At 55.4% G+C, this 18,287-nt stretch carries 18 protein-coding genes; 10 read left to right on the top strand and 8 right to left on the bottom strand.

The window, feature by feature from the left end:
* Positions 1 to 87: 87 nt before the first annotated feature.
* The 6 genes from BW950_RS01870 to BW950_RS01845 all read right to left on the bottom strand — a co-directional run bounded on the left by BW950_RS01870 (position 88) and on the right by BW950_RS01845 (position 6,745).
* Positions 88 to 1,245, bottom strand: a complete 1,158-nt coding sequence (locus BW950_RS01870) for an AI-2E family transporter (RefSeq protein WP_083943642.1) — start codon at positions 1,243 to 1,245, stop codon at positions 88 to 90.
* A 132-nt stretch (positions 1,246 to 1,377) separates the two neighbouring features.
* Complete coding sequence (gene lpdA / locus BW950_RS01865) at positions 1,378 to 2,781, bottom strand: dihydrolipoyl dehydrogenase (RefSeq protein ID WP_076487598.1); 1,404 nt, start codon at positions 2,779 to 2,781, stop codon at positions 1,378 to 1,380.
* Positions 2,782 to 2,883: 102 nt separating this feature from the next.
* Positions 2,884 to 4,242, bottom strand: a complete 1,359-nt coding sequence (locus tag BW950_RS01860) for a dihydrolipoamide acetyltransferase family protein (RefSeq protein ID WP_076487597.1) — start codon at positions 4,240 to 4,242, stop codon at positions 2,884 to 2,886.
* Positions 4,243 to 4,247: 5 nt separating this feature from the next.
* Positions 4,248 to 5,246, bottom strand: a complete 999-nt coding sequence (locus BW950_RS01855; RefSeq protein ID WP_268759555.1) for a pyruvate dehydrogenase complex E1 component subunit beta — start codon at positions 5,244 to 5,246, stop codon at positions 4,248 to 4,250.
* 11 nt (positions 5,247 to 5,257) lie between these two features.
* The gene (gene pdhA / locus BW950_RS01850; protein ID WP_234968999.1) at positions 5,258 to 6,256 is read right to left on the bottom strand and encodes a pyruvate dehydrogenase (acetyl-transferring) E1 component subunit alpha; all 999 of its coding nucleotides are present in this window, start codon (positions 6,254 to 6,256) and stop codon (positions 5,258 to 5,260) included.
* A 45-nt stretch (positions 6,257 to 6,301) separates the two neighbouring features.
* Positions 6,302 to 6,745, bottom strand: coding sequence for a pyridoxamine 5'-phosphate oxidase family protein (locus tag BW950_RS01845; RefSeq protein WP_076487595.1), 444 nt, complete (start codon positions 6,743 to 6,745; stop codon positions 6,302 to 6,304).
* Positions 6,746 to 6,943: 198 nt separating this feature from the next.
* Between BW950_RS01845 and BW950_RS01840 the strand changes: the two genes are divergently transcribed.
* The 9 genes from BW950_RS01840 to aroC all read left to right on the top strand — a co-directional run bounded on the left by BW950_RS01840 (position 6,944) and on the right by aroC (position 15,238).
* Positions 6,944 to 7,954: an RnfABCDGE type electron transport complex subunit D gene (locus BW950_RS01840; protein WP_200796778.1), complete on the top strand. Its 1,011-nt coding sequence runs from the start codon at positions 6,944 to 6,946 to the stop codon at positions 7,952 to 7,954.
* Positions 7,951 to 8,556, top strand: coding sequence for an FMN-binding protein (locus BW950_RS01835; protein WP_076487594.1), 606 nt, complete (start codon positions 7,951 to 7,953; stop codon positions 8,554 to 8,556). The genes BW950_RS01840 and BW950_RS01835 overlap by 4 nt, the downstream gene beginning before the upstream one ends.
* Positions 8,553 to 9,158, top strand: coding sequence for an NADH:ubiquinone reductase (Na(+)-transporting) subunit D (locus BW950_RS01830; RefSeq protein WP_076487593.1), 606 nt, complete (start codon positions 8,553 to 8,555; stop codon positions 9,156 to 9,158). The genes BW950_RS01835 and BW950_RS01830 overlap by 4 nt, the downstream gene beginning before the upstream one ends.
* On the top strand, positions 9,155 to 9,754 hold the full coding sequence (locus tag BW950_RS01825) for an Rnf-Nqr domain containing protein (RefSeq protein WP_076487592.1): 600 nt from the start codon (positions 9,155 to 9,157) through the stop codon (positions 9,752 to 9,754). Before BW950_RS01830 ends, BW950_RS01825 begins: the two co-directional genes overlap by 4 nt.
* Positions 9,755 to 9,819: 65 nt before the next feature.
* Positions 9,820 to 10,944, top strand: a complete 1,125-nt coding sequence (locus BW950_RS01820) for an NADH:ubiquinone reductase (Na(+)-transporting) subunit F (protein ID WP_076487591.1) — start codon at positions 9,820 to 9,822, stop codon at positions 10,942 to 10,944.
* Between the two features lie 16 nt (positions 10,945 to 10,960).
* A complete protein-coding gene (locus BW950_RS01815) occupies positions 10,961 to 11,425 on the top strand; it encodes a hypothetical protein (RefSeq protein ID WP_076487590.1) in 465 nt (154 codons plus the stop codon).
* 69 nt (positions 11,426 to 11,494) lie between these two features.
* Positions 11,495 to 13,537, top strand: coding sequence for an EAL domain-containing protein (locus BW950_RS01810; RefSeq protein WP_076487589.1), 2,043 nt, complete (start codon positions 11,495 to 11,497; stop codon positions 13,535 to 13,537).
* Positions 13,537 to 14,133 carry a shikimate kinase gene (locus tag BW950_RS01805; protein WP_083943641.1) on the top strand — a complete coding sequence of 199 codons (597 nt, stop codon included), beginning with the start codon at positions 13,537 to 13,539 and terminating at the stop codon, positions 14,131 to 14,133. Before BW950_RS01810 ends, BW950_RS01805 begins: the two co-directional genes overlap by 1 nt.
* A 40-nt stretch (positions 14,134 to 14,173) precedes the next feature.
* Complete coding sequence (aroC, locus tag BW950_RS01800; RefSeq protein WP_076487587.1) at positions 14,174 to 15,238, top strand: chorismate synthase; 1,065 nt, start codon at positions 14,174 to 14,176, stop codon at positions 15,236 to 15,238.
* Positions 15,239 to 15,288: 50 nt separating this feature from the next.
* Here the strand turns inward: aroC and BW950_RS01795 are convergent, their stop codons facing one another.
* Together BW950_RS01795 and icd are read right to left on the bottom strand one after the other, a co-directional pair.
* Positions 15,289 to 15,870, bottom strand: a complete 582-nt coding sequence (locus tag BW950_RS01795) for a LiaI-LiaF-like domain-containing protein (protein ID WP_076487586.1) — start codon at positions 15,868 to 15,870, stop codon at positions 15,289 to 15,291.
* 6 nt (positions 15,871 to 15,876) lie between these two features.
* Positions 15,877 to 17,103 carry an NADP-dependent isocitrate dehydrogenase gene (gene icd, locus BW950_RS01790; protein WP_076487585.1) on the bottom strand — a complete coding sequence of 409 codons (1,227 nt, stop codon included), beginning with the start codon at positions 17,101 to 17,103 and terminating at the stop codon, positions 15,877 to 15,879.
* Between the two features lie 141 nt (positions 17,104 to 17,244).
* On the opposite strand from icd, the gene BW950_RS01785 reads away from it, so the two are divergent.
* Positions 17,245 to 18,264 carry a tetratricopeptide repeat protein gene (locus BW950_RS01785; protein ID WP_076487584.1) on the top strand — a complete coding sequence of 340 codons (1,020 nt, stop codon included), beginning with the start codon at positions 17,245 to 17,247 and terminating at the stop codon, positions 18,262 to 18,264.
* The last annotated feature ends 23 nt before the right edge of the window (positions 18,265 to 18,287 follow it).

Here is an 18,287-nt window from a genome sequence, read left to right as displayed (position 1 = left end):
GCAAGAGGGGTATCTTCCGAAGACTGGCAAAGGGGCTTGTTGGTTTCCACAGTTCTGTTTTCCTCTCTGCAATAGGTCTGGTTTGAATCAGGGAGGGCTCGTTCCGGGCCTCTTTCGGCCCTGCCGAACCCGGCGAGGAGCAAAGTTACCGGTACCCATAAGAATTCCAAAGGGTTCAAGGCCCGGAATGTGCTCGAGAACAATTTTGATCACCACGGTGAGGGGAACCGCCAGAAAAAGCCCGGCAGGACCCCAGAGCCACCCCCAAAGGAGAAGGGAGAGAAGAATCACTACAGGGCTCAGATTCAACCGGTCCCCCAGCATCTTGGGATCTACCACGTTTCCAATCGTGAACTGGGTGATGGACATCCCGATTATGGTGGCAAGAATGGGACTCCAGTCGGGGAAGAACTGGATCACTGCAAACACCCCGGTAATAAACGTGATCGCCACAGAACCAATGGAGGGGATGAAGTTGAAAAGAAACGTCATGATCGCCCAGATGAGGGGAAAATCAACTTTGATGATGGTAAAGAGAACATAGACGATCACAGCAGTGATGGAACTCACCAGTATCTTGATCGCCAGATATCGGGCAATCTGACTGTTGATATGCGCCAGCACCCTGTTCAGACGCCGTCGTGTTTCATTCCCCAAGGCAAGCTCCATCTTCTTGCGCACATAGGGTTTTTCCACCAGCAAAAAGAGGAGAAAGATAATAACCACCATGAACCCGCTGATGAAGGCCATGAAGTTGCCCGAAAAGGAGATTATCGCGTTCCCCACGGTCCGGGTGATCTCCAGCTGGCTCACGATATCGGCGGGCAAGTTATATTGCTCGATAGCTTCCCGAAGCAGAGCGGTAAACCGCATTTGATACTTGGGGAACTCCCGAAGCAGACTGTGCACCGTAGAATACAGGACCAGCACTACCAGATAGCCCAGGAAGAGAAAGAGCGCCAGAACTGCCGTAATTGCAAGGAAGCGCGGGACACGATACTTCACCAACGTACTTACCACAGGGGCAAAGACAAACGAGAGGAGCAGGGCTATTACAAAGGGAATAAAAATGCCCCCGGTAAGACGTAAAACCGCGCCCACCGCTACCAGGGCAATAACAAAAAGGTATGCCGTATTGGCACGAAGAAGGGCCAGAGGCATACGAAACTGTTGCCCCGGGGGAGGCAACGGGCTCCCTTGACGGGGAGATTCTTCCTGATCTTTCCTCTCAGAACTGGTGCTCATGGGTTTGCGAGAATACCCTTTCCCCTTCGTTATTGCAACACACACCGGAAGGCGCGCAAGACCACAGGCAAGACTGAAAAACCGGAGGTCGCTGATTTTTCTGACAACCTCCGGTTCACGGGCAGGCCTGTCTTACCCGTGAATAGCCCACCCCTCGACTTTACGGGCCGCTTCCATCACCGCTTCTGAAAGCGTAGGATGGGCATGGACCATGGTGGCCAAATCCTGGGGAAGAAGTTCTGATTTCTTTGCCAGGAGCAGTTCGTGGATGAGCTCTGTCGCGTCCGCTCCGGCCACATGGCCCCCGAGAATCTCCCGGGTCTCTCGATCATAGACGATTTTCACAAGTCCTTCGCTCTTCTCGATAGCCACCGATTTACCCGCTCCCCGGTAGGGAAAAGACGCTGTCTCCACGTCAAGGCCCTGGTCGCGCGCTTTCTTCTCGGTGAGGCCAAAACTTGCAACCTGGGGCTCGCAATAGACTGCCGAAGGAATCTCCCCGGGATCAATTTGCTTCTCCGGGTTTCTCCCCGCCATATGTTCCACGGCTATCTCGCCCTCTTTGCTTGCCACATGAGCAAGCAGAGGCGAAGCTGTCACATCGCCGATCGCGTAAATCCCGGGCACACTGGTCTGGCCGTAATCGCCCACAGTGACAAAACCGCGATCGAGGGTCACACCCACTGTCTCAAGACCGATTTCTGCGGTATTGGGAACCCGCCCGACGGCAACCAGCAACTGCTCAGCCTGAAGGGTCTCCTGCTCCCCATCTTTCTCTACCACCAGGGAGACACCTTCTCCTTTGGTATCCAGCGAGAGCGCTCGGGTTCCCAGGTGAACCGTTATGCCATACCGCTTGAAGGCCTTGGCAACAACATCGGCCGCCTCCTGGTCCTCGAGAGGCAGAATCTGGTCCAGCATCTCCACCACGGTTACCTGAACCCCGAAAGCATTCATCACATAGGCAAACTCCATCCCTATGGCCCCAGCCCCCAGGATCACCAGACTCTTGGGTAGCTTCGTCTGCCCCAGGAGGTCCCGGGAAGAGAGAACTTTTTCATGATCGAACTCGAAGCCCGGGAGTTCGCGAGGACGAGAACCCGTGGCAATCAGAAGGTGCTTCCCTTTGATCGTCTTTGTCTTCTCCTCCGATTTCACCTCCACCAGAACTTCCTGAGGGCCTGTAATAACCCCGGAACCGCTGATGTAGTCAACGTTGTTTTTCTTGAGAAGTGCCTGAACTCCCTTGGAAAGTTTTTGGGCTGCTTCACGGGATTTTCGGTGGACCACGGCATAATCCAGTCCCTCCAGGTCGATCCGGGCACCGAGCTTCTCCAGGTCCGCCACGGAGCGGACCAGTCCGGCCTGATGGATCAGGGCTTTCGAGGGGATACATCCCCAGTTCAGACAAACCCCGCCGGGCGCTTCCTTTTCAATGATGCCCGCCCGAAGCCCCAGCTGAGAGGCTCGTATCGCCGCCACATAGCCTCCCGGGCCAGCTCCAAGCACAAGCACATCGTAGTCATGATCACTCATTGTTATTCTCCTTCATATCCGGCTGCGTTCCCCCCATGGCCCGCAGCCTCTCCGATACCATCGTCCACCGTCCTGTGTTATCCCCAGAGCTTTGGGAACCTCTCAAAGAATCGCCCGGCCCGGCTCTTCCAGAAGCTGCTGAAGCTCCTTAAGAAACCGACCTCCCGCTGCTCCATCTATCACCCTGTGATCGCAGGAGAGAGTCATCTTCATGACTGTAGCAACACCCAGGGATCCATCAGAACGAACCACCGGGGAGGGCTTGCTGGCCCCCAAGGCCAGGATGGCTGAACCAGGAGGATTAATAATCGCTGTAAACTCTTCCACTCCAAAGGATCCCAGATTGCTGATCGTGAATGTCGCACCTGTATACTCCTGGGATTTCAACGTTCCCTGGCGGGCTTTCTCGATAAGCCCCTGCAGATCCTGATCTATCTCACGCACCCCCCGGGCACCACAATTTCTCACCACCGGCGTTATGAGACCCTTTCCCGCATCGACGGCAAGACCGATATCGATACTTCCCTTCTCAACAATCTCTTTTCCCTGCCAGAGGGCGTTTATTCCCCGATGGCGCTTCAGAGCCTCGGCGACGAGTTTGATAAAAAAAGCGTTCAGCGAGATTTTTGCATCGCTCGGGCCGTTAATTGCGGAACGCAGTTCCTGGAGACGATCCATCTCTACGGAGTTGGTCAGGTAGTAGTGGGGAGCGCTGAACTTGCTCTCGCTCAGGCGCTCGGCGATAACCGCCCTCGCTCCCGCTACAGGAACGGTCCGGTCCTGGATCGCCCCGGCATGGCCATGGGCCGCGTCGTCCCGGGCACCTTCTGACCAGGAACCCGCGCCTCCCGGAACACCTCGAAACGCTTCGATGTCCCGCTTTACGATCCTGCCCCCCGGACCGGTTCCCTTGACCAGATGGAGGGGGACGTTTTTCCGGGCAGCCATCTTTACCGCCAGAGGGCTTGCGGGGCTTCTTCCCTGGCGCCCTGCGCCGAGACTGTCATCTTCCCCAGGATCATCTTCCCCAGAATCAGACGAATCACGGGACACCACTTCTTCTACCGGCTCTTCTCTCGGAGCTTCCTGCGGAGACTCCTTCGGCGCACCCTCTGCCCCACCGTCTTGCTTCGGGGCATCCTTCGAAGAACCTCGGGAGCCCTCCTCTGATCCGGAAGCCCCCTCCTGTTCGATCTCTTTCAGGAAACCGCTGATATCTTCTCCGGACTCTCCGATCACGGCGATGGTGCGCCCCACGGCAGCCCGCTCATCAGCTCCCAGGATTATTTTGAGAAGCGTCCCCTCCTGGGACGATTCGTACTCTACGGTGGTCTTGTCGGTTTCCACCTCGCAGAGCACATCTCCCGCTACGACAGGATCGCCTTCCTTCTTGCTCCAGCTAACAATTGTTCCCTCCTCCATAGTGGGAGAAAGCGCCGTCATTGGTATTTTTTCTGCCATCTTTACTACTCCTTGTACGTGACCCGCTTCACCGCAGCGATGATTTTTTCCACCGTGGGTTGCACCGCCAGCTCCAGCGTGTGGTTATAGGGCATGGGAACATCTTCACTCGATACAAGCTCCACCGGCGCATCCAGGTCATCAAAGCAGTTTCTGGAAATCAGCCATCCCACGTGGGACCCCACGCTTGCCACAGGCCAGGCCTCATCGACAATCACCGCACGATTTGTTTTGGCCACACTGGCGTAGATCGTCTTTTCGTCGAGGGGACGCAGACTCCGCAGATCTACCACTTCGGCATCGATCCCCATGTCAGCCAGCTCGTCAGCAGCCTTGAGAGCCATGTGAACGGGTTTGGAGAAGGAAATCAGCGTTACATCGCTACCCTGGCGCTTGATATCAGCCTTTCCGAAGGGAATCAGGTACTCCTCCTCGGGAACCTCTCCTGCAAGACCGTAGGTCATCTCGCTCTCGAACATTACCACAGGGTTGTCGTCGCGGATCGCCGTCTTCAGCAGACCCTTTGCATCGTAGGGGGTACAAGGAGCTATTACCTTGATCCCGGGGACGTGGACAAAATAACTCTGCAAGGCCTGACTGTGCTGCGACGAGAGGTACTCTGCCGGCCCATTTCCACCCCGAAAAACGATAGGAACCTTGAGCTGCCCCCCCGACATATGACGAAGCTTGGCAGCGTTATTTATCACCTGGTCCAGGGCGAGCAAGGCAAAATTGAAGGTCATCCATTCCACAATGGGCCGAAGCCCCACCGAGGCTGCTCCCACAGCGAGTCCTGTGAACCCCAGCTCTGCGATCGGCGTATCCAGAACACGCCGCTCGCCGTATTTATCCAGCAGCCCCTTGCTGACCTTATAGGCCCCGTTATATTGGCCCACCTCTTCGCCCAAAAGAAAGACGTTCTCGTCACGGGCCATCTCCTCATCCATGGCCTGACGAATCGCTTCACGCATCTGTATTTCCGGCATTATCTTCGTCTCCTTGATCTGGGCTCTCGTTACGCCAGAATGTCTTCGTACATGGTATGGAGAGCCGGTTCGGCGCTCTTCTCGGCAAAATCAACCGCCTCCTGGACCTCTTTCTTTATCTGAGAGTCCATTTCCTGGTAGTCCTGATCGTCAAGAACCCCTGCGGCAATCATTCGTTCCTTGAGTTGAACGATCGGGTCCTGTTGTTTATAGGACTCCAGCTCTTCCTTGGTGCGGTATTTTGCAGGATCACTGGCGGAATGCCCTTTGTATCGGTAGGTTTTAATATCCAGGAGCCAGGCGTTTCCCTTTTCCCGGGCATCAAGAGTAACCTCTTTTATTCCCTCGTAGACAGCCAATACATCCATGCCATCCACCACTTTTCCCTGCAGGTCATACCCGGCCGCCTTCAAAGAGAAATCATCCAGTCCCGACACTCGTTTCACGGCTGTGCCCATGCCAAACTGGTTGTTCTCTACAATGTAGATCACCGGCAGGTTCCATATCTTCGCCAGGTTCAGGCTCTCGTGAAATGCTCCCTGATGAATTGCTCCATCCCCGAAAAAACAGAGGGTCACACCACCGTCGTTATGGTACATCTGCTTGAAGGCCACTCCCGTAGCAATAGGAATCTGGGCCCCCACAATACCGTTGCCTCCCAGAAAGTGGCGTTCGGCATCAAACATGTGCATGGAACCACCCTTGCCGCGAGAGCAACCGGTAATTTTTCCGTAGAGCTCAGCCATGACAGATTTGGGGTCCATACCAACTGCCAGAGCGTGACCATGGTCACGGTAGGATGTGAGCAGATAGTCTTTCTCCAGATCCAGGGCGGCAACGGCTCCAACAGCTACAGCTTCCTGCCCGTTGTAGAGGTGAAGAAATCCGCCAATCTTTCTCAGGCCGTACATCTGGGCGGTTTTTTCCTCAAACCTCCTGATAAGCACCATGTCTCTCAGGAGTTTCTTCAAGAACCCGCCGTCGTAATTTCCAACATCACTCATCTTTTGACTCTTTTTCTCGCTCATCTTTCTGTTATCCCTGCCTTGTTTTCTGTTGCCCCGACCCCTTGATCAATCAGCCAGGGATCCCCGGACCCGATCTCCCCGGGAAGCGGAGAAAACTTCGATCTCATCGGGGACTGTCTCGATGACAACCAGATCGCTTTCCATGGCATTGGCACGCCAGAAGTTCGCCAGATCCTTTCCGATGGCCTCAAGAACATCGGCCTTGAGAGAGGGATTATCCACAACCCGGGCTTCCCCCCGCAGATGGACGATCTCATCCAGAGCCTCATCCTGGAACATCCAGGATACTCCGGGGTTCTTCTCCAGGTCTTTTACTTTCCTGAATCCTGGCGACGTAACGGCGTAGACATAGCCCGGAGCACCCCGAAGCATTCCGGCCACCATCCACCGGAGGCGGGGAATACCCTGCTCGTCCACAGTGGCCATCACCGCCCGTCCCGACGAATCCAGAACGCGTTCCAGAGCATCCAGCAACACCCTTGATTTCATGCACTCCTCCTGAGCTCATTCATAATCGTATTTCTATATTGTTATGACCTTGTCTCGCTGTAAAGTAATAAAACCTCTCATAATGTCAAAGGAAGATCACCGATTTACCTGACAAATCCTGACAAAATATGTATTGTTTTCCCGCTATACCTTTAACGGAAGCTATTGCTATACTAAATGGAGTATTGAGGAGGACTCGTGATCGATCAGTATTTTCAAAAACAGGATGTTATGCGGCGCCTTATCTATGCGCTGATACCGCTCTTTTTTTTCGCGGTACTTCTCTACGGCTGGAGCGTTCTGTTACAAACGGCGGTTGTCTTCGCCGGCGGAATCGCCACGGAGTATGTTTTTACTCGCCAGCGGGGGAAGAAAATCAGCGAGGCCGTTCTGGTAACCTGCGCGCTCTACGCGCTGGCGCTTCCGCCGGCCCTGCCCCTGTGGATCACCCTGGTGGGAATAGTTTTTGCGGTAGCCCTGGCAAAAGAGGCCTACGGCGGTTTCGGCAGGAACATTTTCAACCCTGCCATAGCGGGGCGGCTCTTTATCTTTCTCTCCTTTCCCGTACCGTACAATGCGGGATGGATCGTTCCCGCCTCCCGGGGCCCTCAGGGCTTCTCCGGTCTCTTCGGCACGACCCAGGCAGCAGGAGTTGACACGGTAACGGCGGCTACACCCCTGGCGCTCCTGCGCACCGGCGAAATCCCGCCCCTGATGGACCTTTTCCTGGGCTTCCGGGGAGGCTCCTCGGGCGAATCCAGCGTAATCCTTATCCTGCTGGCTGCTCTCTTTCTGGTGGCAACCAAGACAGCCAACTGGAAAACTATGGCCTCTACCTTCCTGGGAGCACTTACAGCGGCAGGAGCCTTCTTCTTTGGAGGTCTCATTCCCGGATTAAGCCCGGCATCCTTTCCCGGTCTCTCGGCGCTGGTTCCCCTGGCGGCCTACATGATGAGCGGGAGCATCCTCTTCGTCACTGTATTCATGGCCACTGACCCTATAACCGCTCCTAACAAGCCCCTGGCCCAGTTTGTCTACGGTCTCATGATAGGGGGAGTATCCATGACGGTCCGAACCCTGGCGGGTTTTCCCGAAGGAACAAGTTTCGGCATCCTTGTGGCAAACACCTTCAGCCCCTTTCTGGACGAGCACCTGCCCTCTCCGAAAAAGAAGAAAAAGAAACTTCAAACAGCGGGAGCAACCCAATGAACAAGCAGAGTTTACCCTACACCATAGGTTTTACCTTCTTTATCTCCTTTATCTTCGTCCTCTTCCTCTCCTTCGCCCACCACAGCACAGCCCCTCGGGTGGAGCAGAACCGGGAAGTCACCCGTCAGCGATCGATTCTCTCTGCCCTGGGCGTGGAGGCATCCACCCCTGCCGAGGTGCAGAAGGCCTTCAAAACCGTTGAAGAGGTGGAACAGGGCGGAATAACCCTCTTCCGCTTCACCGAAGGAGAAACAAGGGTTTACGCCAAGGAGTTTGTTGGTTCCGGCGTCTGGGGTCCCATTGAGGGGATTCTGGCGGTCACGGGAGACATGGCCCGCGCCAGGGGCCTGGAGATCGTGGATCAGACGGAAACCCCCGGCCTGGGAGGTCGCATCACCGAAAGATGGTTCAAGGAACAGCTCCGGGATCTCCGAATCGTCGATGGGACGATCCGGGTGGCCGCTCCGGGCGAGGGCGACAGTGACAAGGAAAACGGCAAAATCGATGCGATCACCGGAGCAACCCGCACCAGCGAGCGAATGGGAGTGATCTTCAAAAACGAACTGGAGCGGATCGCCTCCGCCCTGGGAGTGGAGTTATGAGCAACCCGAAAGTAATCATGAGGGAAAACCTCTGGACGAATAACCCGATTTTCATGCAGATTCTCGGAATCTGCTCCGCCCTGGCCGTGACAAACCTCATGATCAACACCCTGATCATGACCCTGGGAGTCGTTTTTGTGACGGCCATGTCGAATCTCACGGTATCACTGATGAAAACCCTCATTCCACGAAAGGTTCGCATGATCGTCCAGACCTTGATCATCGCCTTCTACGTTATCATCGTGGATATTCTGCTTCGGGCCTACATGCCCGATATCAGCAGGGCCCTCGGACCCTACGTGGGGCTTATCATAACAAACTGCATTATCATGGGACGCGCCGAGGCCTTCGCCCAAAGCAATCCTCCCATCCTTTCCCTTTGGGATGGGGTAACCAGCGGGATGGGCTACATGGGAGTTCTCATGACGATCGCCTTCGTGCGGGAGCTTCTGGGCTTTGGAACAGTCCTGGGATTCCCGGTCCTCCCCTCGGGTTTCGAACCCTGGATCATCATGGTAACCCCTCCCAGCGCCTTTTTTCTTCTGGGAATCATTATCTGGATCGGTAAGACAATCATGAACAAGGAAGGAGCTGCAGCATGAACGCAGAACCGCTTCTGAATCCCTTTTCGCTCTTTTTTGCATCCATCATAACGAGCAATATTCTGCTCTCAAACTTTTTGGGGATGTGTTCCTTTATCTCAATCTCCAAGGATTCCAGCTCTTCCAACGGTCTGGGCATGGCTGTAACGGTGGTCCTGACGGTAACTACAGCGATCAACTGGTTGATCCTGCACAACATTCTCATTCCTCTGGATCTGGTCTATCTGCGGTTTATTGTCTTCATTGTTTCCATCGCTGCCGTGGTTCAGATTCTCGAAATGATCATTGACAGGGTCTCCCAGGCACTCTATCTGAACCTGGGGATCTTCCTCCCCCTGATCACGGTAAACTGTGCCATTCTGGGTGTCTCGCTCTTCATGGAGATTCGCCAGTATACCCTCCTGCAGTCAGTGGTCTACGGTCTCGGCTCCGGGCTGGGCTGGTGGCTTGCGATCATGCTGCTTTCGGCGATTCGCAAGAAAACCGAAAAATCCAAGGTCTCTCCAGCTCTTCAAGGTCCGGGTCTCACCATGATTACCATCGGGTTCATGGCCATGGCCTTCATTGGCTTTTCGGGAATGCTGGCGGTTCAATAAAAGCCGGTGTCACATAATCCTCCGGCACCGTATACACAGAACTATGTGAACAGGAGCATCCATATATGAACGCACTTTTTTTGACCGGCCCTCTGGCGGTGGGATCCATAGCAGCAGCCCTGGCAGCGCTCATTGCAATCACCGACAAGATCGTAAACAACTACGGGGAAATAACCCTGGATATCAACGGCGGCAGGAAACAGCTCTCCCTGAAGGGGGGGCAGCCTATGCTCTTCGGCCTGGCCGAGGAAGGCATCTTCGTACCTTCCGCCTGCGGTGGACGCGGAAGTTGCGGTGCCTGCAAAGTTGTGGTGCACAGCGACATCGGTCCAGTGATGCCCACCGAAGTTCCGTACCTCTCAAAGGAGGAACTTCAGCAGAAGGTCCGCCTCTCCTGCCAGATCAAGCTCAAGCAGGATGTATCGATCGAGATACCTGAAGAGCTCTTTAACGTGCAGGATTTCTCCGCAACCGTTACCTCCCTCAAGGGTGTAACCCACGATATCAAGGAGGTTCTCTGCACGCTTCCCCAGGGCCGGGAGGTCTCGTTTCTCTCGGGGCAGTACGGGCAATTTGAGGTCCCCCCCTACGGCAAGGTCAAGGAACGAACCATGCGGGCCTATTCCATATCATCCCCCCCGGGAAACAAGACAGAACTGGAGTTTCTCATTCGTCTGGTTCCGGGCGGCATTGTGACCACCTACGTCCACGAACATCTGAAAGAGGGAGACACGATTCGCCTGGTTGGCCCCTTTGGAGACTTTGCTGTGCGTCAAAGTGGCGCCGCCATGATTTGTGTCGCCGGGGGATCCGGGATGGCACCCTTCAAGAGTATCTTCCAGGACATGATCGACAAGGGGACCCTTCAGGATCGGGAAATATGGTACTTCTTCGGGGCCCGCTCGCTACGGGACCTCTTCTATCTGGAATGGCTGGAAGAGCTGGATCGGACCTGCGATACCTTTCACTTCATCCCGGCCCTGAGCGAACCCCAGCCGGAGGATGACTGGAAGGGTGCCACAGGCCTCATCACGGATGTTCTCGACCGGTACCTGAAAGAGGAGATCTCTTCAGATCTCCCCAAGGAAGGGTATCTGTGCGGAAGTCCGGGTATGCTGGACGCCTGCATGGCCGTCATGACCGATAATAGCATGAACACTGAAGATATTTTCTTCGATAAATTTGCCTGACCAGGAGGAGCGCGAAATGAAGATGTCCCCCCACTACAGCAAGGCCCAGGCCAACATGCAACCCGGAGTCATCACCGCCGATGGCTTCCTCGGCGACGATCACCGTAGTCTGGCTGATATAATCGAGGCAGACGAAGAACAGTTTTCCCGCCTTGATCTCTCCTTCCAGGTGGTATCCGAAAAATTAAGGCACCTTATAGAGGAAGGCAGAAAAGGCCTGGGAGAACCGGTCACGGTGGACGGAAAGTGGATCGTCACCATCAGCGAAGCCCGGGGTCGCCTCGCCTCACCTTTCGAGGACGGTGTCTTCCGGAAGATAAACGCCACCGTCGTGACCGCACGGGACGGACAACCCCAGGGAACACCTCTTCTGGTGAGCGATCTCTCTCTTCACCTTTTGGAGAAACATCATTTTCTCGAAGGGAAAGGAGCCCCCTTTCGGCTTGAACCAGCAGATCTCAAGCGCGTCCTGGATCTGTAACGTTATGATACTCCGGCTCTTTATCGTTGCTTTTTCTCCTAAGACCTTCTATGCTGTTGATCAACTGCTATGGTGAGCCGACGAGTATTAATCGTAGAAGACGAGAAGATCATTGCCCTTGATCTTCAACGACGTCTGGAAAAATTCGGGTATCGCGTGGTTGCCCTCTGCGCCACCGCCGACGAGGCTGTGGCGCAAGCTCTTGAGCATTGCCCCGACATAATCCTCATGGATATAATGCTCGGAGGAGACCGGGACGGTATTGATGCAGCCATAGAGATCAAGGAGCGGCAGAGCACGCCGATCGTTTTTCTCACGGCCTACGCCGACGACAACACCGTAGCCCGGGCAAAGAAGGCCGAACCCGTCGGATACGTCCTCAAGCCCTTCAAGGAGCGCGAACTCCGGACAACCATAGACATCGCCCTCTACAAAGCCGATGTGGACCGGAAACTCCAAGAGCAGGAACAACTTTTCGAAACGATCTTCGACACCATGAACGACGGCCTTATTGCCGTCGGTGCCGATCAGACGATCCGCTTTCTGAACCCCGTGGCGCGGGATCTTACGGGAGTTTTTGACCAGGATGTGACGGGCCTGCCCCTGCAGGAAGTATTCTCGCTTTTCGACGACCACTCCCAGATTTCGGCGAACATCCCTTTCACCTCGGTTCTCTCGGGAGACACCTTCACCTTCGAAAACCTCTATCTGGAAACTGAACAAGGTGGTCGCGTCGACATTGCCGGCTCAATATCTCCAATAAAAACAAACTACGGCACCGATGGAGCGCTGGTAACCTTCCGGGATATCACCAGTCTCCGAAAAATGTCACAAGTTATAGAGTACCAGGCCAGCCACGATACACTCACCGGCCTTATGAACAGGGACGAGTTCTTTTCACGCCTGAAACAGGTTGCCGAAGCAGCCCGGGACGCATCTCTTCAGCACACCCTGATCTACCTGGATCTGGACCAGTTCAAGATCGTCAACGATGTCTGCGGGCACCAGGCCGGGGATGAGCTCCTTCGCCAGGTATCGAGCGATGTAAAGGGGATCGTTGCCTCTGAGGAGCACCTCCTGGCCCGCCTTGGAGGGGACGAGTTTGGCATTCTTCTGATCAACACTGATATTGCCCGGGCCATGACAACGGCCAACGCGATCCTCACGAGCCTGAATCGCAAGTTTATCTGGCAGAAGCACGCTTTCCACGTCACTGCCAGCATCGGAATCGTCCCCGTCCGGGGAACGAACGCCGATGTCTACAACATCCTCGCCGCAGCCGACGACGCCTCGTACCTTGCCAAGGAAGAGGGCGGGAATATCATTAAAGTCTACGAGATGGAAGACTACACCTTCCTCAAGCGACGGGGCGAGATGCAGTGGATATCACGGCTCAACCATGCCCTGGACGACGACAAGTTCGAGCTCTGGGGACAACCCATCGTCTCCACCAACGGCACTGTCCGGGATCACCAGGAAGTGCTTATCCGCATGATCGACACCGACGGCCGCCTGATAAGCCCCTCGGATTTCATCCCGGCTGCAGAGAAATACAACCTCATGCCAGCGGTGGACCGGTGGGTTCTGGCCAAAGCACTTGATCTCCTTGCGGCCATGCACAAGGCGGGTCGCAACCCGCTCTTCAGCATCAATGTAAGCGGCGCCTCCCTGGCTGACGAGAGCTTCCTGGATTACGCCGAGGAGTTGATAAGCACCCATTCGATTCAGGGGTCACAGATCTGCCTTGAGATCACCGAGACCGCGGCGATCGCGAACCTCTCCCGGGCAACAGCTTTCATGCGAAGACTAAAGAATCTGGGCGTCACCTTTGCACTGGATGACTTTGGAAACGGCTTCTCCTCCTTTTCGTATCTCAAGACCCTCCCCGTGGATTACCTCAAAATTGACGGGTCCTTCGTCAAGGACATCGCCGATGATCTTATTGACCGCGCTCTGGTGGTGGCAGTAAACGATATTGGCCACGTGATGAACATGCAGACGATCGCCGAGTTCGTAAAAGATAATGAAACACGAGTGCTCCTGGAAGAAATCGGCGTTGATTATCTCCAGGGCTACGAGATCGCAAAACCGGCTCCCTTCGCTATGCCCTGATGAGTTCTCCAGGATATCTCACTCTGACAGGACTGAAACACACTGGAAAGTCCAGCATAGCCCGGGGGCTTTGCCAGGCTATGCCAGGAACAGCCTGCCTCGACACCGATCTGGTTATGCTGGAACAAGCCTCCCAGGAAGGGCTTGTTGATATCCCCTCATCCGATAATGCGCCGGAGAACAACCCTCCTGGTTCGACAGTGCTCCTGCGGCAGCTCTATCGGAACCTGGGGAAAAAATCCTTCACCGAGAGGGAAAGCCTGGCACTTCGGCATATACTGGAAGAACCTCGGCAAGGAAAGGCCATCATTTCCACCGGCGGAGGTGTTTGTGACAACCCTGAAGCGATGGAACTTCTGGAGCAATGCCGGCCGATCCTGTACCTCTGGACAGATCCGGAAGTGCTTTTTGAGAGAATCTCTGCCGGAGGAATCCCCCCCTTTCTGGACCCCCAGGACCCCCGGGGATCTTTTCTGCGTCTTGCAGACCGTCGAGACCGTCTCTACCGACAGAAGGCAGACCACGTGGTGGATCTATCGGACCTCACCGTGGATGAGGCTGTCAAAGCCATAGAGAAACTTGGATACTTGAAGTAGCATCCGTACAAGGCAATTATCAAAACTACCGAGGTGCATCATGGCAGGAAATAACTTTGGCGAGATTTTTCGGATCACAACCTTTGGGGAGTCCCACGGGGGCGCCGTGGGCGTTGTCGTAGACGGAGTGACCCCCGGGGTAGATATCTCGGAAGAAGACGTTCAGAAAGAACTGGACCGCCGCAAACCGGGACAATCCTCGGTAACGACCCCCAGAAAAGAACCTGACCGCGCTCACATCCTTTCGGGGATTTTTCAGGGCAAGACCACGGGAACTCCCCTGCTGGTGATTCTCTACAATTCTGACGCCGATCCCTCAGCCTACGATGATATCAAGAACCTCTTCCGTCCTGGCCATGCCGATTACACCTACCTGAAAAAGTACGGGCTTCGGGACTGGCGGGGAAGCGGCCGGGCTTCGGGACGCGAAACAGCCGGTCGGGTTGCTGCAGGAGCAATTGCAAAGAAGATCCTCGCCGCACGGGGAATCTCCGCAATAGCCTACACCAAAGCAAGCGCAGGCATAACCTGCAAAAGCTACCAGCCCGACCAGATCGAGAAGAACCCTCTTCGTGCCTGCGATCCCGATGCAGCCCGGGAGATGCTTCAAAAGATCACCGCTATCCAGGAGACCCAGGACAGCGTTGGCGGAGTTATCGAGTGCCGCCTGCGGGGCGTGCCTGCAGGCCTCGGAGAACCTGTGTTTGACAAACTCGACGCCGAACTGGCTCGGGCGATGCTCTCCATCGGCTCTGTGAAGGGAATCGAGTTCGGCGCAGGATTTGCCGCAGCTGCCATGACGGGGAGCGAACACAATGACGAAATGACCCCCTCAGGTTTTTCCACAAACCACGCAGGAGGAATTATCGGGGGTATCAGCACGGGCGAGGAGATACTGTTCCGGGTTGCCGTAAAACCCACCAGCTCCATTGCCCGGCCGCAACAGACCGTTGACACCGGGGGCGCAGCCCGGACGATCAGGACCGAGGGAAGGCACGACGCTTGCATCTGCCCCCGTATCGTCCCGGTTATCGAGGCTATGGCGGCGATAGTCCTCCTGGACCACCTGAAACGACAGATCGCCCTGCACGCACCAGAATCCTGACAATCGCCTTCCCCTGCCCCTGCCCTTCCTGTGGCGGGGGCTTGCGCTTTTCACCCCCCCAGATCGTCGTCCTCAAGTAAATCGAGCGGATCCAGAGGCTCCTCCTCTGGCAAGCCTTCCTCACCCTCGGGAACAGAGCGCCCGGGAAGAAGAATCAGGATTCCCAGAGGAATCAACAAAATCGGCCACCAGCGAATAGCCACAGAAGCAAGACTTCCCTGGACAAGATCAAGGCTGAAGAGGAGGAAAAGGAGAGAGAGAAGAACAATCGCTCCCCCCGGAATCACCAGGGAATAGAGATGCCGCTCCCCCCGGCGGAGACCATAGGCGACCAAAGCCAGCCCTGCAGAGGTAATAAAAACAGGCCAGAGAGTTTTGAGGTCCGTCTGGGTCAGAACTGTCTGCTGCAGGACAAAAAATATCCCCAGAAGCGTCAATAAGGTTCCGGAAAAGACGTTCACCTCTCTTCCTTCGGGAATAAAGGCGCGATAAAGCAGGAAAACCCCCGCACAAATCAAGAGGAGGCCGCCCCCCGTATCACCCATAGACAGGAAGCCCGTGGTAAAGGGCAGGAGGGATACCCCCCCCGCCGTCATACCAAGGCCTATCAGAACGCGCCGCTGTATAGCCATAGGTCGTCACGCATCAGCCGGCTGGTCAGTCATATGACTGATGATCGCCTCACCAAAGCCGCTGGTGGAAACTTTCCTGGCGTCGTTCATGAGACGAGCAAAATCGTAGGTAACCGTCTTGGCGGCGATCGCCCCCTTCAGTCCCCTGAAAACCATATCGGCCGCCTCCTGCCACCCCATGTACTCGAACATCATCCGTCCCGAGAGGATAACCGAGCTGGGATTAACCATATCCTTACCTGCGTATTTCGGTGCGGTACCGTGGGTTGCCTCAAAGATTGCATAACCCGACTCGTAGTTGATATTGGCTCCCGGGGCGATTCCTATCCCCCCTATCTGGGCAGCCAGAGCATCGCTCATATAATCACCGTTCAGATTCATGGTGGCTACCACATCAAACTCGGCTGCCCTGGTCAGAATCTGTTGCAGAAAGGCGTCGGCGATGGCGTCTTTGACAAGAATTTTTCCCTCGGGAACATCGCCACCGCAGTCATCCCACGTCACGATTCGATCACCAAACTCCCGTTTTGCCAAGTCGTACCCCCAGGAACGGAAAGCCCCTTCGGTGTACTTCATGATGTTACCCTTATGCACAAGAGTAACACTTTTCCGGTTATTCTTGATGGCATAGTTGATCGCAGCCCGCACCAGACGCTCCGTACCGGTGACGGAAATGGGCTTGATCCCCATTCCTGAATCGGGCCGTATCTCCCAGCCGTAGGTTTCTTTCAAAAAATTTATGAGCTTTGCCGCATCAGCCGTCCCGGACTCCAGCTCCAGACCAGCATAGACATCCTCGGTATTCTCCCGAAAGACGACCATGTCCACATCTTCGGGGCGTTTTACCGGCGACGGAATTCCCGGCACATAGGCCACCGGACGGAGACACACATACAAATCAAGCCGTTGCCGGAGGGCAACATTCAAACTTCGAAATCCTCCACCCACGGGCGTAGTCAGAGGCCCCTTGATGCCCACCAGGTAGTGTCGGAACTGCTCCTCTGTTTCCAGGGGAAGCCACTCTCCGGTCTTCTTGAAGCTTTTCTCTCCCGCCAGGACTTCTTTCCACTGGATCTTGCGACGCCCCCCGTAGGCCTTCTCTACGGCGGCATCGAAAACACGAACGGCCGCAGCCCAGATGTCCGGCCCCGTACCATCACCCTCGATAAAAGGAATTACCGGGTTATCCGGTACAATGAGCGCATCGCCCTCTTTTCGTATAACCTCTTCCACCAGGACACTCCTTTCTGCCTTCGAATTTCTACCTTCGACCATAACGCTTTCAGAATACCCAAAATAACGTTTGAGCCCGTAGTGTACCTGTAGAGTCCCATGTTGCCAATAACGGGAAGTCAAGATATTGTGTAAGAGGAAATGGGACGCATCACAACATCGGCACTTTTGCTCGCACTGACAACAGGAGCTTTCCTCTTCGTCTCCTTTCAGGACCCCTCCGATGCACAGGTTCTCCCCCTGCAGAACTACGAGGCCTTCGGTGATCAATCACCTCCTTTTCCGGTGGTTGAACGGGCAGCCCGAGCCGTACGTCAAACCGACGGAGACGAGGAAATGATTGCCTTCCTCACCACCCATGTAGCCCGCCATCGGGAGGACCCCAACAACGGCTACTACTTGAGCGTTGCCGCTGATCTCTATCGGGAAAAGGGCTTAAGCGAACTTGCCCGGCAGTACTACCGCCGGACGCTCTTCCGGTATCCCGATGTAACCGTTCGGGGCGTCCCTTCCCACAGGATTGCAATAAACCGCCTCCTGACCCTGGAGAAAGATCCCCGACAACGAGTTGACTATCTCCACTACCTGCAGGATCAGTACGCCGGATCCCTGGACCGCGGGCTTGTGGCCTATCACCTGGCCAGATCGTATGAGGAGGCAGGCCGCTGGGCTGAAGCCTTTGAGAGTTACCGGGTCTTCCTGGCTCACCCTGGCACAAAAATTCCGGGAGAGCCAAATGCACGCCAGGAGACGCAACGGCGTGTCGCCTTCTACGATTCAAACCGTCGATGGACATACCAGGATCTGGATACTCTGGTGGCACGCATCAAGAATGCTCTCTGGCGACAGGACCCCGCAGCGCTTCTTCGGCTCCGGGCAGGGGAAAACTTCTTCACCATGTCCTGGCAACAGGACGAGATGGATGCCAACAGCGATATCCCCACCTTTGACATCGGAGCCTTTCTCCGACGATCCCGGGTACGCTTTAGCCGGGACCTGGAAGTAAATTCCAACGCCACCGAGGCTTACCTGCGAACCTGGGGATGGTCGCACCGAATCCCCACGTGGTATCTCTACTTCCGCCGCATCGACTTTCCAGCTGATCCCGAAGTGCACGGAAACTGGGAATGGGGAGGCATTCTCTTTGGCGAAGCGTTCTAGCACTCCCCCGGCACGCCGAGACA

The organism is Alkalispirochaeta americana (genome assembly GCF_900156105.1).
In the GTDB taxonomy this organism is placed as follows: Bacteria; Spirochaetota; Spirochaetia; order DSM-27196; family Alkalispirochaetaceae; genus Alkalispirochaeta; species Alkalispirochaeta americana.
Note: the sequence above shows the minus strand (reverse complement) of the source record. Positions and strands in the feature narration are given on the sequence as shown.

Excerpts from the sequence above, each read along its gene's own strand:
- BW950_RS01870 (WP_083943642.1), bottom strand. The coding sequence starts at position 1,245 with ATGAGCACCAGTTCTGAGAGGAAAGATCAGGAAGAATCTCCCCGTCAA.
- lpdA (WP_076487598.1), bottom strand. The coding sequence starts at position 2,781 with ATGAGTGATCATGACTACGATGTGCTTGTGCTTGGAGCTGGCCCGGGA.
- BW950_RS01860 (WP_076487597.1), bottom strand. The coding sequence starts at position 4,242 with ATGGCAGAAAAAATACCAATGACGGCGCTTTCTCCCACTATGGAGGAG.
- pdhA (WP_234968999.1), bottom strand. The coding sequence starts at position 6,256 with ATGAGCGAGAAAAAGAGTCAAAAGATGAGTGATGTTGGAAATTACGAC.
- BW950_RS01845 (WP_076487595.1), bottom strand. The coding sequence starts at position 6,745 with ATGAAATCAAGGGTGTTGCTGGATGCTCTGGAACGCGTTCTGGATTCG.
- BW950_RS01835 (WP_076487594.1), top strand. The coding sequence starts at position 7,951 with ATGAACAAGCAGAGTTTACCCTACACCATAGGTTTTACCTTCTTTATC.
- BW950_RS01830 (WP_076487593.1), top strand. The coding sequence starts at position 8,553 with ATGAGCAACCCGAAAGTAATCATGAGGGAAAACCTCTGGACGAATAAC.
- BW950_RS01825 (WP_076487592.1), top strand. The coding sequence starts at position 9,155 with ATGAACGCAGAACCGCTTCTGAATCCCTTTTCGCTCTTTTTTGCATCC.
- BW950_RS01820 (WP_076487591.1), top strand. The coding sequence starts at position 9,820 with ATGAACGCACTTTTTTTGACCGGCCCTCTGGCGGTGGGATCCATAGCA.
- BW950_RS01815 (WP_076487590.1), top strand. The coding sequence starts at position 10,961 with ATGAAGATGTCCCCCCACTACAGCAAGGCCCAGGCCAACATGCAACCC.
- BW950_RS01810 (WP_076487589.1), top strand. The coding sequence starts at position 11,495 with ATGGTGAGCCGACGAGTATTAATCGTAGAAGACGAGAAGATCATTGCC.
- BW950_RS01805 (WP_083943641.1), top strand. The coding sequence starts at position 13,537 with ATGAGTTCTCCAGGATATCTCACTCTGACAGGACTGAAACACACTGGA.
- aroC (WP_076487587.1), top strand. The coding sequence starts at position 14,174 with ATGGCAGGAAATAACTTTGGCGAGATTTTTCGGATCACAACCTTTGGG.
- BW950_RS01795 (WP_076487586.1), bottom strand. The coding sequence starts at position 15,870 with ATGGCTATACAGCGGCGCGTTCTGATAGGCCTTGGTATGACGGCGGGG.
- BW950_RS01785 (WP_076487584.1), top strand. The coding sequence starts at position 17,245 with ATGGGACGCATCACAACATCGGCACTTTTGCTCGCACTGACAACAGGA.